Below are 12,159 nucleotides of genomic sequence, written 5' to 3'. Positions count from 1 at the left end.
AGACGTCGCGTGGCAAGCTATCAGAACATCTTCACCCAAATCCAATTGCGCGGCGCGCCCGAAATGGGCCCCGCCCTTGGACCCTATGATTTCCCGCGGCTCGGCAAGCCCGGCTTCTCCTACTGGATGGGCAAGATCGGCAATGCGCAGATCGGGCCGATCTATCTCGGTGGGCTCGGCATCCTGTCGCTGATGTTCGGCTTTCTCGCGTTCGAGGTGATCGGGCTCAACATGTGGGCGTCGGTCGGCTGGGACCCGATCCAGTTCGCGCGGCAATTGCCGTGGCTCGCGCTCGAGCCGCCCGGGCCCGAATATGGCTTCCAGCTGTTCGTGCCGCTGGCGAAAGGCGGCTGGTGGCAGATCGCGGGCTTCTCGATGTCGACCTCGGTGCTGCTGTGGTGGTTGCGCACGTTCCGGCGCGCCAAGGCGCTGGGGCTGGGGACGCACGTGCCCTGGGCGTTTGCGAGCGCGATCTGGCTGATGCTGGTGCTCGGCTTCATCCGGCCGATGCTGATGGGGAGCTGGGCCGAGGCGGTGCCCTTCGGCATCTTCCCGCACTTGGATTGGACCGCGGCGTTCTCGATCCGCTACGGCAATCTCTTCTATAACCCGTTCCACTGCCTCTCGATCGTCTTCCTGTACGGATCGACGCTGCTGTTCGCGATGCATGGCGCGACGATCCTCGCGGTTGGGCGCTATGGCGGCGAGCGCGAGCTCGAGCATATCACCGATCGCGGCACCGCGGCCGAACGCGCGGCGCTGTTCTGGCGCTGGACGATGGGGTTCAACGCGACCTACGAATCGATCCATCGCTGGGCCTGGTGGTTCGCGGTGCTGACCACGCTGACCGGCGGGATCGGCATCCTGCTGACCGGCACCGTGGTCGACAATTGGTATCTGTGGGCGATCCAGCACGGCTATGCGCCCAATTATCCGGGCACGGGCGTGATCGATCCCGCTACGCTTCCGGGAGCATCGCAATGAGCGGCGTCAACACGATCCTTGGTGTCGCGGGGCTGGCGAGCGCAATGCTGCTCGGCGGGTGCGAGGTCGGACCGAAGATCACGCAGCAGACCGGGTATCGCGGCACCGGCGGCGACCAGATCATCGACGTCCGCCATATGGTGAAGGCGTCGGCGATCCCCGCGCCGCCTTACGCGCTCCCCGACGATAGCGGGCCGCGCGCGCGCGAAACCTATCAGAACGTGAAGGTGCTCGGCGATGTTTCGACCGAACGCTTCAACCATCTGATGGCGTCGATCAACCAATGGGTCGCGCCGCCCGAACAGGGCTGCAATTATTGCCACAACCCCAACAACATGGCGTCGGACGAGAAATACACCAAGGTCGTCGCGCGGCGGATGTTGCAGATGACGCGGCAGATCAACGGCAAATGGTCGAGCCATGTCAAGGCGACGGGCGTGACGTGCTACACCTGCCATCGCGGCAATGCGGTGCCGGCGTATAAATGGGCGATCGCCGAGGGCGTCGCCGATCCCAATTCGATCGTGCGCAACAAGCATGGCCAGAACACGCCCAACGTAAGCGTCGGCTATGCCTCGCTGCCTTACGATCCGTTTGCCACCTATCTCAACGGCAAGGCGCAGATCCGCGTCGCGGCGAGCAGCCAATATCCCTCGCCGGGCCACGTCGTGTCGATCAAAGAGGCCGAGAAGAGCTATGGGTTGATGATGCACATGAGCACTGCGCTCGGCGTCAACTGCACCTATTGCCACAATACGCAGTCGTTCCGATCGTGGACGATCAGCCGGCCGCAGCGCGTCACCGCCTATTACGGGATCCGCATGGTACGCGATATCAACGGCCAATATATCGACTCGCTGGCAAGCGTGTTCCCGGCCTATCGCAAGGGACCGCATGGCGACCCGTACAAGGTCAATTGCCAGACGTGTCACCAGGGCCAGTCGAAGCCGCTCGGCGGGATTTCGATGCTCGCGGCGAACCCGACGCTCAAGGCGCCGCCAATGCCAACCGCTGCACCCGAGGGTGGTGCCGCCGGGAAGGCGGTGCCCGCGGTGCTGGCCGACCCGCAGGCTATGACGCGGCGGCAATGATGGATCGCGCGCCGCAGCCGCCTGGCTGCGGGCGTGTGTCCGGTCGGGAGCAGTCTGCATGGACGGCCTAAGCTTCCACAATCACCCGCTGCGCGCCGCGCTCGCCGAGGAAATGCACGTCCGCCGGCTGCCGCGGTTCTCCGCGCCGTGCCGGCTGATGCAGATCGTGACCGTGCTCGGCGAAGAGGGCGCAAGCGGTGCGGCGGCGCATTTCGAGCGGATCACGCGGCACATCGGGACACGCGTCGCTCCCGATACGCGCTATGCGGTGGTCGATTTCGGCACCACCAAGCTCGTGCTCGAACGGCATACCGAGTTCGCCAGCTATACCTTCCTCAGCGAAGGGGCGTTCGACGAGCCGTTCGCGACCGACCTGTTCGATCCGCTGGCGCCCGATATCGCCGCCGATATGCCCGGCGCGGTGATCCGCGCGACGCAGATCGCGGTCTATCCGCCCGGCACCGATCCGCCCGCCGAAGCGCAGCTCGACCGGCTGTTCGCGCCCGATGCGCTGATCCGCTGCCAGATTGCCGGGGGCAAGGCGACGATGCTGTCGGACTTCCGGCTCAACACCGACGGGTTTGGACGCCTGCTGCTGATCGACCATGGCCTGGAGCGCGACGAGCCCTCGCAGCTCGTGCTGCGGCTGCAGGAGCTCGGCAATTATCGCAACATGGCGCTGCTCGGCCTGCCGCTTGCACAGCGGCTCACGCCCGACGTATCGCGGCTCGAGGCGCGACTCGCCGACCTGACGCACGCCGTTTCCGAGCGGCGGACACAGGACGACAATCTGCTCGACGAGCTGACCTATCTGTCGGCCGAGCTCGCGCGATTGCTTGCCGAGACGCGCTATCGGATGAGCGCGACGCGCGCTTATGCGCAACTCAGTCTCGACCGGCTCGAGACGCTCGGGATCGGGCGGATCGCGGGCTATCAGACGCTCGCCGACTTTACCGAGCGGCGGCTGACGCCGGCGGTGCGGACGTGCGACAGCTTCTCGGCGCGGCTCGACGATCTGTCGCAGCGCGCCGCCTGGACCAGCGAGCTGCTCCGCACGCGGATCGACATCGCGCTCGCCAAGCAGAATCGCGACCTGCTCGAATCGATGGACACGCGCACGCAGCTGCAATTGCGGCTGCAGCAGACGGTCGAGGGGCTCTCGGTGGTGGCGATCAGTTACTATGCGGTGGCGCTGATCGGCTATCTCGCGGCGCCGGCGCATGCCTGGAAGGAATGGGTGATGGTCGGCGCGGTGCCGCTGGTGTTCGGCGCGGCGTGGCTGTTCGCGCGGCGGGTGCGCAGGCGGCTGGAAGAGTAGACGCGGGCGGCGGACTGTCCGAGGTTTTTCGCCGAGATCGGCATGTCGCTTCAATAGACCAAAACGGGTGCTTCGCCGAGACTCGTCACCCCGGGCTCGTCCCGGGGTGCACCGTGCCGCAATCGCATCGGGAGCCGTGTCGCGCTCAGCCGTGGACCCCGGCACAAGGCCGGGGTGACGGAGAAGGGCGTTGCGAAAGACTCGGCGTGTATTTCGCCCCCTAGCGCCGCGCCGCTGGCGCGGCCCCGCTCACGCCGCCGCCCTCACGCCGCCGCCCTCACGCCGCCATCGCGCGCCGCGCCAGCGCGCATTGCGACCAGATCTCCGACAGCGCGTTGACCAGTTTGTCGACATCGCCGTCCGAATGGACCGGCGACGGCGTGAGGCGCAGCCGCTCGGTGCCGACCGGCACCGTCGGATAGTTGATCGGCTGGACGTAGATGCCGTGCTGCTCGAGCAGCCAGTCGCTGATCATCTTGCACTTCTTGGCGTCGCCGACCATCACCGGGATGATGTGGCTGGGATTGTCGATCGTCGGGATGCCGATCGCGTCGAGCCGCCGGCGGACTTGCGCGACGCGCGCCTGGTGCTGCGCGCGCTCCCACCCGCTGGCCTTGAGATGCCGGATGCTCGCGGTCGCGCCAGCAGCGAGGGCGGGCGGCAGCGCGGTGGTGAAGATGAAGCCGCTCGCAAAGCTGCGGACGTAATCGCAAAGCGCGGCCGAGGCGGCGATATAGCCCCCCATCACGCCGAACGCCTTGCCGAGCGTGCCTTCGATCACGGTGATGCGGTCCATCAGCCCGCGCTCCTCGGCGACGCCGCCGCCGCGCGGGCCGTAGAGGCCGACGCCGTGGACTTCGTCGAGATACGACATCGCGCCATGTTTTTCACAGACGTCGAGGATCTCGGCGATCGGTGCGATGTCGCCGTCCATCGAATAGACGCTTTCGAACGCGACGAGCTTGGGCCGCGACGGGTCGATCTGCGACAGTTTGCGGTCGAGGTCCTCGGGGTCGCTATGCTTGAAGCGGATGCACTCGGCACGGCTGTGGCGGATGCCCTCGATCATCGAGGCGTGGTTGAGTTCGTCCGACAGCACGACGCAATTCGGCATCCTTGCCGCGAGCGTGCCGAGCGCTGCCCAGTTCGAGACATAGCCCGAGGTGAACAGCAACGCCGCTTCCTTGCCGTGCAAATCGGCGAGTTCGGCCTCGAGCACGACATGCGCGTGCGTCGTGCCCGAAATGTTGCGCGTGCCGCCGGCGCCCGCGCCACACGCATCGAGCGTGGCGTGCATCGCGTCGAGCACTTTGCGGTGTTGCCCCATGCCGAGATAGTCGTTCGAGCACCATACGGTGACGTCGCCGATGCCGTCCTCGGCATAATGATTCGCGCGTGGGAAGCTGCCGGCCTTGCGCTCGAGCTCGGCGAAGATGCGGTAGCGCCCGTCCTCCTTCAGCGCGTCGAGCTCGACCTGAAAGAATGCCTCATAATCCATGGCGTACCCCTCCTACTCTCTTATCGCGGCTTTTGCCGCTTGGGTCTTTGCCGACGCCCACTGCCACAGTTTGGCATCGCGCAGCGGCAACACAAGAAAAAGATGCTCGACGAGCCCCAATGCCGCGAGCGCTGCGAGCAAGGTCGCGGTGACGGCTGCGCCGCTTTGCGCTGGCGCGGCTTCGGCGACGCTCCACGCCCACCCGGCAAGCGCGCCCGAGCCGATCACCGACACCGGCAGCAGCGCATTGCCCGCACGGGTGCGGAAATAGCTCTTGAGATAGGCGAGATGCGCCGGGAAGACTTCGTCGCTGAGATTGGGCACGCCGAGATACAGGTTGAACTTGGCGCTGAGCCGCAAGCCGAACAGCAACAGGAAGGTCAGCGGCGCGCTCTGGTTGGGCTGGCGCCAGGTCAGCGCGAACAGCAGCAGCGCGGTCGCCGCGATCGCGATTTCGTGATGGATCACCGTCGCGGTGGCGAGCTTCAATCGCGTCCAGCCAGCCGCCTCGGGCGGACAGGGCGCGCGATTGGGGCCAGCGACGAATCCCATCAGGAAGCCCATTTCATGCCAGCCCCAGATCACGATCGCGCCTGCGAAGCCGAGATAGGCGCCGCCCCAGCTCGCATCATTCGCCGACCACCACACCGCCGCGGTCGCTGCCATTGCCGCGACACCTGCCACGCGAAAGCTGGTGCGGAAGGTCGCGCGCGGGCGGCTGTCGAGCCACACCACCGCCGCGGTCCCGATGAACCACATCACGATCGCGAACAGGAGCGGCGGGATCGTCACCAGGCCGGAACCAGCCGGGCCGAGGCGGGGATCGCGTTGCGCTGGACGGGCGTCAGATACAGATGCGCGAAATTGACCGCTGCCGCGCCGATCAGCCCGACCCGCTTGATCGCGCCGATCACGCCGCCCTGCGCCTTGGCGGCATCGATCCTCGCGGCGATCCGCCGCATCCGCACGAGCCCGGCGCGGAAGCGCGGCGAGTCGGTGTCGAGCACGAGCGGAAAGACCTGCCGCGTGATTTGCGAGCAGACCGTGAAGACGCGGTGATCATAGACGTCGGGATCGATCCCGAGCGCTTTGTGGAACGCCGGCCGGTTGTGGTCGCGGACATACATTGTCGCGTACACCGCGACGAGGAAGAAGCGGATCCACAGCACGTTATGCCCGCGCAGCAATTTGGGATCGGTCCGCATCAGGATCGCGAACGCCTCGCCGTGGCGGAACTCGTCGTTGCACCATTCCTCGAACCAGTTGAAGATCGGGTGGAAGCGCCACTGCGGATGCTGCGCCAAGTGCCGGAAGATCGTGATGTAGCGCGCATAGCCGATCTTCTCCGACAGATAGGTCGCGTAGAAGATGAATTTCGGGCGGAAATAGGTGTATTTCTTGGTCTTGGTCAGGAAGCTGAGGTTGACCCCGATCCCGGCGTCCTTGAGCGTATCGTTGATGAAGCCCGCATGGCGGCTTTCGTCGCGGCTCATCAGCCGGAACAGCGCCTTGATGTCGGGATTTTGCGCGCGCTTCTGGATCTCGGCGTAGAGGATGCAGCCCGAGAATTCGGCGGTGAGCGAGCTCACCAGGAAATCGATGAATTCCTCGCGCAAGCCATCGGGCAAGCTTTCGATCACGCCGTCAAAGGCGTTGGTGCGGCGGAAATGGCGGCGGTTGGGGTCGGCGACCATCTCGGCGATCAGTGCGTCCCATTCGGCGCGCACCGGCGAGACGTCGATCCGGTCCATCGCGGCGAAATCGGTGGTGTAGAAGCGGGGGGACAGCACGGTATCCTCGCGCGCGATCGCGAGCGTGTCGGCGCCGTGGGGGGTGATCGGCGTGATAGCGTTCATGACAGTTTCCGATCCGAAAAGCTGACTTCGTACAGTTCGTTCATCTCGAAATGGCCGCAGAGCTTGGTCCACAGTCGCTCGATCGGCCCGGCGCGCTCGACCGTCGCGATCCGCTCGAACACGCGCGCGCTGCCAAAAGCGACGTGGATCGGATCGCCATGGACGCGGACGCGGTCGCCCGGATTGATCGCGACACCGCCGGCCAGCTCGACATGCGCGCAGAGGAACTCGTCGCTATGCTCGACCTCGATCCGGCATGGCGTGTCGAAGCAGCTGCGGCGGAACGGGCTCATCGGGGGAACTCCGGCGCGCGCAGCAGTGCGGCAAAGGCAGCGCGGTTGGTGGTGCCAAAGGCATTGAGCTCGATCGAGCGCCCGGTCGCGCTGTCGGTCAGCGTCAGCTCGCCGTCGCGCCACTGCGTCAGCGTGAAGGGCGCGTCGCTGCCGATCCCGTGCATCCGCCGCTCGCGCGCGAGCCCGCGCATCACGCCGCGGATGAAGCCTGTCTCCTGGCCCGGGACGATCGTCCCCGCAGTCTGCCCGGTGCCGACATCCTCGATCCGCACGCCGCGATCGGCCGCATCGAGGAAGCGCAGCGTGCGCGTTTGCAGCGCTGCGACATGCGTCGTTTCGCGCAGCGCGGCAGGCGAGCCGGCGGGCGGGATGTGCGCGATGCGGACGGTCGCGGTCAGCAAAAAGGCAAAGCCGACCAGCGACCCGGCAAGGATGAGCGCGCCGCGCGGGAGCCGCTCGGCGTGATGGGCGTGGGTCATGCCGCCACCGCTTGGCGCAAGCCGTGACCTTGCGCTGCTGAAGTCACCGGCACTGCGACCTGGCCGCCCGGCTGCACCTCGAGGCACGCGCGCGCGATCAGTGACGCGACCTGCGCCGCGTCGGGCAGCGCGCGCAGCATGGGTTGCGCCGCGGCGACATGCCACGGCCGCGCGTGCGGCCACAGCGCAAGATACCCGAGCCGACGCTCGCCGACCAGCGCGAGCGGGATGTCGCCCGATCGGTCGCCCTGAACGGCAAGACCGACGGTGCCGATCACCGCCAGTGGCAAGTTGATGCATTTCGGAAACGCGACGCCGATGCGGAGCACGACGCGCCGGTTGGTCAGCGTATAGAGCGTGGTGCGCGCCGCGCCCCAAGCGAGCGCGCGCAACAGGCCGACCGCGACGATCCCGAACATCGCGGTCAGCGCGACGCCCGACAGATCTCCGGGGCCATGGATGCCGCGCGCGACCGCGGCGATCACCGCCCAAGCGCCGAGCACGCCGAAATAGGCCGTCACCGCGCGCGTATGATAGGCGCGGCGTGCGAGCGCGCGCCAGTCGGGCGCGCCCTGCCACACGATCCGCTCGCCTGGCGGGAGGAGCCCGGGCAGCCCCGGGATCGGCTCGTAATCATGTTCGGTCACAGGAAGGGCTCCTGACGGGCTGGGGTGGCATAGAGATAGCCGCCGCCGAAATAGCCGAGCACGCGATCCTCCTCGTACAGGGTGATCGTGTCGGTCGCGATGCGCGGCGCGTCGGCGAATTGCGCGGCGGTGATCGCGTCGCAGGCGACATGGCCGCGGCGGCGGTCGATCGTCACCATCATCATCGGCACGAGGATCGCGCCGGTTCCGGCGGCGCCGTCGACAGCGAGATAGCGGACCAGCCGGTCGGCGCGATCGATCCACAGTTCGGTGACGATGCCGGCCTGGCGTCCGTCACAGCCGAAGATCGGCATACCGCGCGGATCGGGATCGCGCCGTTCGATCGTGATGTCGAGCGCGGCGCCGAGCGGGACGATGCGTGGATGACCTTCCATGTCGATGTCGGGGTGCTTGGCGCGGTTGGCGTAGGCGGCGGGCCCGATGCCGTCGACCAGCGGGTTGCCGGTCGGCGCATAGGGCGCGCCGGTGAAGCGGTCGGTCTGGCGTGCGGCGATCTGGAAGGGTTCGCGGCCCTTGGTCGGCGTGGTGACGGTACCACGGCCGAACGAGAGCTTGAAGGTCTTGGCGATCGCGGTGTGGAAGGGGCCGCCTTCGGATTCGACCCGCCCGGTCAGCTCATGCTCGAGCGGATAGCCCTCGCGGCGATCCTCGCGGCGCAGGTAGAAGACCAGGCAGACGAAGAACAGCACGAAGGCGTAGAAGACGAGCATCGCCACATCGATGCCGGGGGTGAGGGTCGGGTGCATGGGCGGTCTCCCCTGGGTTCAAGCCGGAAATTCGGCCAGGCCGAAGCGAATGGTCTGCGAGGGTGCGACCGGGCGGACGAGCGGCCCGAGCACGACGAGCGTGGCGAGCAGCAGGATGATCTCGACGCCGTAGACGACGCCGTAGCCGGTCGCCGGATCGGCGAGCGTCGGGCCGAGGTCGCGCGCGGTCGCAGCGGCGCTGGTCACGTCGCGGACGATCGCGCCGATGGCGATCGCCGCACCCGCGCAGGTCGCCTGCACCGCACCCCACGCACCGAGCGCAAGGCCGTTGCGACCGTCGAGCTCTGCGCTGTCGGAGATCGCCATCGCCGCAGTCAGCGTACCGACCGAGAACAGGCCACCGCCAAAGCCGATGATCGTGGCGCCGATCGCCAGCAAAGCGCTCGCGTGCAGCGGCGCTGCAAAGATCACGCAGAGGAACGCCGCGATCCCCGCGACGCCGCCGAAGCCCGCGAGGCGGTGTGGTTCGCCACCATCCGCCAGGCTGCGCGCGGCGAGCGCGAAACCACTGAGCATGCCGACCGCCCACAAAGCGGTGAGCGACGTCGTCGCGCCGACCGACAGGCCGAGGATCTGCCCGCCATAGGGTTCGAGCAGCACGTCCTGCATCGAGAAGGCGGCCGATCCCAGCCCGGTTGCGACCAGCAGCCGCAGCGTGCGCGGGCGCGCGATGAACAGCGCCCAGATCTCGCGGAAGGGGGCGGAGTTTTCCTCGGGTGCGGTGCCGCCACGACGCCGCGCTTCCTGCTTCCACAAGGCGGTGATGTTGAGCACGACGGTCAGCACCGCTGCGCCCTGAACGATCTGGACGAGATGCGTCGGGGTGAAATGGTCGAGCAGCCGGCCGATCACGATCGCGCTGACCATCATTCCGAGCAGCAGCATGACATAGAGCAACGCGACGACGCGCGGCCGGCTTTCGGCTGGCGCAAGATCGGTCGCGAGCGCGAGGCCGGCGGTCTGCGTCGTGTGCATCCCCGCGCCGACCATCAGGAAGGCGATCCCTGCGCCGATCTGTCCGACGATCGTCGGGCCGTGCCCGAGCCCCGTCATCACCAGCAAAGCAAAGGGCAGCAGCGCAAAGCCGCCGAACTGGAGCAGCGTGCCGAACCAGATATAGGGAACGCGCTTCCAGCCGAGGATCGACTGGTGACGGTCCGATTTGAAGCCGATCAGCGCGCGAAGCGGTGCGAACAGCAAGGGCAGCGACACCATCGCCGCGACCGCCCATGACGCCATGCCGAGCTCGACGATCATCACGCGGTTGAGCGTGCCCGTGAGCAACACCGCCGCCATCCCGACCGAGACTTGGAACAGCGACAGCCGCAGCAGCCGTCCGAGCGGGAGCTCGGTGGTGGCGGCATCGGCAAAGGGCAGGAAGCGCGTGCCGAGCCGTCCCCAGAACGCGCCGCTCCGCACCGTCGCGAGTCGTCCGGGCTCCGCCGCTGCGCGCGGTGCGAGCGAGGCTTTCAAGGCGGAGAGGTCGCTCACGCCGTCACCAGCTCGAGCGCATGGCTGGTATAGAAGCTCGCCGAGATGCGCCGGTCGCGCCCGATCCGGCTCGTCGGGACCGCGTTGGTGATGAGCGTGCGGAGCAAGCGATCGCGCACCGGCAGGATCGCGGGCGAGCGGTCGCTGCGCGGGAACAGCCGTCCCATGCCGAGCATCGCCATCAACAGCGGCGTTTGCGGCGCGAAGGTGAAGACGATCGAGCCGTGCGCGCGCTCGGCGAGCTGTTGCAGCACCGCGACGATATCGAACGCGCGGTAGTGGATCAGCGAGTCCATCGCGACGACATGGTCGAAATGCCCGAGCGCGGGATCGAGCAGATCGCCGACGCGCCAGTCGATCGCCAGATGCGCCGGTGCGCGGTCGCGTGCGATCTGGACGAGGCTGCCCGCGACGTCGATCGCCACCACTTGCGCGCCGCGCTCGGCCGCCGCCACCGCGAGTGCGCCGGTGCCGCAGCCGGCATCGAGCAGGCGCAGGCCCGTCATGTCGGCGGGAAGCCACGACAGCAGCGTGTCGCGCATCGCGGTGCGCCCGGCGCGCACCGTCGCGCGGATCCCGCTGACCGGTGCGTCCGACGTGAGCTGCTCCCACGCCTTGGCTGCGGTGCGATCGAAATAGGTTTCGAGATTGCCGCGGAAGTGGGTGTAGCTCGCCGTGCTCATCGCGCGTGCCTCACACCGCTGTCATTCCCGCGAAGGCGGGAATCCATTGCAGCAACGCCCGCAAGCGACAGGAGACGTTCGCCCGTATGGATCTCCGCCTGCGCGGCGATGACGGTGAGGGAGCAGGCGGAGGAGCGCATCATTCGAACCCCAGGAATTCGAAGATCTCGCGATCCTTCATCGGTTGCGCATCGAGCGGCTCGCAGCCGGCCCACATCTGTGCGGCGAGGCGTTTGTATTCGAGGCAGGCGGCGTCGACCTCGGGGGTTGAGTCCATTTCGAACAAGGTGCATTTCTTGAGACGGCTGCGGCGGATCGCGTCGAGATCGGGGAAATGCGCGAGCCGCTTCAACCCCGTGGCGGCATTGAACCGGTCGATCTCGTCAGTCGCCGCCGAGCGGTTGGCGATGACGCCCGCCATCCGCACGTCGTAATTCTTGGCCTTGGCCTTGATCGCCGCGACGATGCGATTCATCGCGAAGATGCTGTCGAAATCGTTCGCCGCGACCACCACCGCGCGCTCGGCATGTTGCAGCGGGGCGGCGAACCCGCCGCACACCACGTCGCCGAGCACGTCGAAGATCACCACGTCGGTTTCCTCGAGCAGATGGTGCTGCTTGAGCAGCTTGACCGTCTGCCCGACGACATAGCCGCCGCAACCGGTGCCGGCCGGCGGCCCGCCCGCCTCGACGCACATCACGCCGTTATAGCCCTCGAACATGTAATCCTCGGGCCGCAATTCCTCGGCATGGAATTCGACCGTCTCGAGCACGTCGATCACCGTCGGCATCAGCTTCTTGGTCAGCGTGAAGGTGCTGTCGTGCTTGGGGTCGCAGCCGATCTGCAGCACGCGTTTTCCCAGTAGCGAGAAAGCGGCGGAGAGGTTCGACGAGGTGGTCGACTTGCCGATCCCGCCCTTGCCGTACACCGCGAACACCTTGGCGTTGCCGATCCGGTCATTGGGGTCGAGCCCGACCTGGAGTGAACCTTCGCCGTCGAGGCCGCGAATGGGGGGATCGAGCAGAGCCATG

At 67.2% G+C, this 12,159-nt stretch carries 13 protein-coding genes; 3 read left to right on the top strand and 10 right to left on the bottom strand.

Going from position 1 to position 12,159, the window contains the following annotated elements:
- Positions 1–9 precede the first annotated feature (9 nt).
- Genes pufM through IE187_RS11540 form a run of 3 tightly spaced genes read left to right on the top strand, consistent with a single transcriptional unit; the run spans position 10 to position 3,393 of the window.
- Positions 10–984 (top strand): photosynthetic reaction center subunit M, encoded by a 975-nt coding sequence (gene pufM / locus IE187_RS11550; protein ID WP_133191435.1) that lies wholly within the window; start codon positions 10–12, stop codon positions 982–984.
- Positions 981–2,075: a photosynthetic reaction center cytochrome PufC gene (gene pufC, locus IE187_RS11545; RefSeq protein ID WP_189676393.1), complete on the top strand. Its 1,095-nt coding sequence runs from the start codon at positions 981–983 to the stop codon at positions 2,073–2,075. Before pufM ends, pufC begins: the two co-directional genes overlap by 4 nt.
- Before the next feature lie 58 nt (positions 2,076–2,133).
- A complete protein-coding gene (locus tag IE187_RS11540) occupies positions 2,134–3,393 on the top strand; it encodes a DUF3422 family protein (protein WP_189676392.1) in 1,260 nt (419 codons plus the stop codon).
- Between the two features lie 277 nt (positions 3,394–3,670).
- Here IE187_RS11540 and hemA read toward each other — a convergent pair whose 3' ends face one another.
- From hemA to bchL, 10 genes are all read right to left on the bottom strand, one after another.
- The gene (hemA, locus tag IE187_RS11535; RefSeq protein WP_133191438.1) at positions 3,671–4,891 is read right to left on the bottom strand and encodes a 5-aminolevulinate synthase; all 1,221 of its coding nucleotides are present in this window, start codon (positions 4,889–4,891) and stop codon (positions 3,671–3,673) included.
- Positions 4,892–4,903: 12 nt separating this feature from the next.
- Positions 4,904–5,683, bottom strand: coding sequence for a putative photosynthetic complex assembly protein PuhE (puhE, locus tag IE187_RS11530; RefSeq protein WP_189676391.1), 780 nt, complete (start codon positions 5,681–5,683; stop codon positions 4,904–4,906).
- Positions 5,680–6,747: a magnesium-protoporphyrin IX monomethyl ester (oxidative) cyclase gene (acsF, locus tag IE187_RS11525; protein WP_189676390.1), complete on the bottom strand. Its 1,068-nt coding sequence runs from the start codon at positions 6,745–6,747 to the stop codon at positions 5,680–5,682. Before acsF ends, puhE begins: the two co-directional genes overlap by 4 nt.
- On the bottom strand, positions 6,744–7,040 hold the full coding sequence (locus tag IE187_RS11520) for an O2-dependent cyclase accessory protein (protein WP_133191441.1): 297 nt from the start codon (positions 7,038–7,040) through the stop codon (positions 6,744–6,746). Before IE187_RS11520 ends, acsF begins: the two co-directional genes overlap by 4 nt.
- Positions 7,037–7,519, bottom strand: a complete 483-nt coding sequence (puhC, locus tag IE187_RS11515) for a photosynthetic complex assembly protein PuhC (RefSeq protein WP_189676389.1) — start codon at positions 7,517–7,519, stop codon at positions 7,037–7,039. Before puhC ends, IE187_RS11520 begins: the two co-directional genes overlap by 4 nt.
- Positions 7,516–8,166: a photosynthetic complex putative assembly protein PuhB gene (gene puhB, locus IE187_RS11510; protein WP_189676388.1), complete on the bottom strand. Its 651-nt coding sequence runs from the start codon at positions 8,164–8,166 to the stop codon at positions 7,516–7,518. Before puhB ends, puhC begins: the two co-directional genes overlap by 4 nt.
- Positions 8,163–8,933, bottom strand: a complete 771-nt coding sequence (gene puhA, locus IE187_RS11505; protein ID WP_133191444.1) for a photosynthetic reaction center subunit H — start codon at positions 8,931–8,933, stop codon at positions 8,163–8,165. Before puhA ends, puhB begins: the two co-directional genes overlap by 4 nt.
- 18 nt (positions 8,934–8,951) lie before the next feature.
- Positions 8,952–10,445, bottom strand: a complete 1,494-nt coding sequence (locus IE187_RS11500; RefSeq protein WP_133191445.1) for a BCD family MFS transporter — start codon at positions 10,443–10,445, stop codon at positions 8,952–8,954.
- Entirely contained in the window at positions 10,442–11,128 is a 687-nt protein-coding gene (gene bchM, locus IE187_RS11495; protein WP_189676387.1) for a magnesium protoporphyrin IX methyltransferase, read from the bottom strand. The genes IE187_RS11500 and bchM overlap by 4 nt, the downstream gene beginning before the upstream one ends.
- A 139-nt stretch (positions 11,129–11,267) precedes the next feature.
- Positions 11,268–12,158 carry a ferredoxin:protochlorophyllide reductase (ATP-dependent) iron-sulfur ATP-binding protein gene (gene bchL, locus IE187_RS11490; RefSeq protein ID WP_133191447.1) on the bottom strand — a complete coding sequence of 297 codons (891 nt, stop codon included), beginning with the start codon at positions 12,156–12,158 and terminating at the stop codon, positions 11,268–11,270.
- Position 12,159: the final 1 nt, after the last annotated feature.

The sequence above is a fragment of the Sphingomonas glacialis genome, from assembly GCF_014653575.1.
Lineage (GTDB): Bacteria > Pseudomonadota > Alphaproteobacteria > Sphingomonadales > Sphingomonadaceae > Sphingomonas > Sphingomonas glacialis.
This window is presented reverse-complemented; position numbering and strand designations above follow the sequence as displayed.

Coding starts and splice junctions, on each gene's coding strand:
- pufC (WP_189676393.1), top strand. CDS start 981: ATGAGCGGCGTCAACACGATCCTTGGTGTCGCGGGGCTGGCGAGCGCA.
- IE187_RS11540 (WP_189676392.1), top strand. CDS start 2,134: ATGGACGGCCTAAGCTTCCACAATCACCCGCTGCGCGCCGCGCTCGCC.
- hemA (WP_133191438.1), bottom strand. CDS start 4,891: ATGGATTATGAGGCATTCTTTCAGGTCGAGCTCGACGCGCTGAAGGAG.
- acsF (WP_189676390.1), bottom strand. CDS start 6,747: ATGAACGCTATCACGCCGATCACCCCCCACGGCGCCGACACGCTCGCG.
- IE187_RS11520 (WP_133191441.1), bottom strand. CDS start 7,040: ATGAGCCCGTTCCGCCGCAGCTGCTTCGACACGCCATGCCGGATCGAG.
- puhC (WP_189676389.1), bottom strand. CDS start 7,519: ATGACCCACGCCCATCACGCCGAGCGGCTCCCGCGCGGCGCGCTCATC.
- puhA (WP_133191444.1), bottom strand. CDS start 8,933: ATGCACCCGACCCTCACCCCCGGCATCGATGTGGCGATGCTCGTCTTC.
- bchM (WP_189676387.1), bottom strand. CDS start 11,128: ATGAGCACGGCGAGCTACACCCACTTCCGCGGCAATCTCGAAACCTAT.
- bchL (WP_133191447.1), bottom strand. CDS start 12,158: ATGGCTCTGCTCGATCCCCCCATTCGCGGCCTCGACGGCGAAGGTTCA.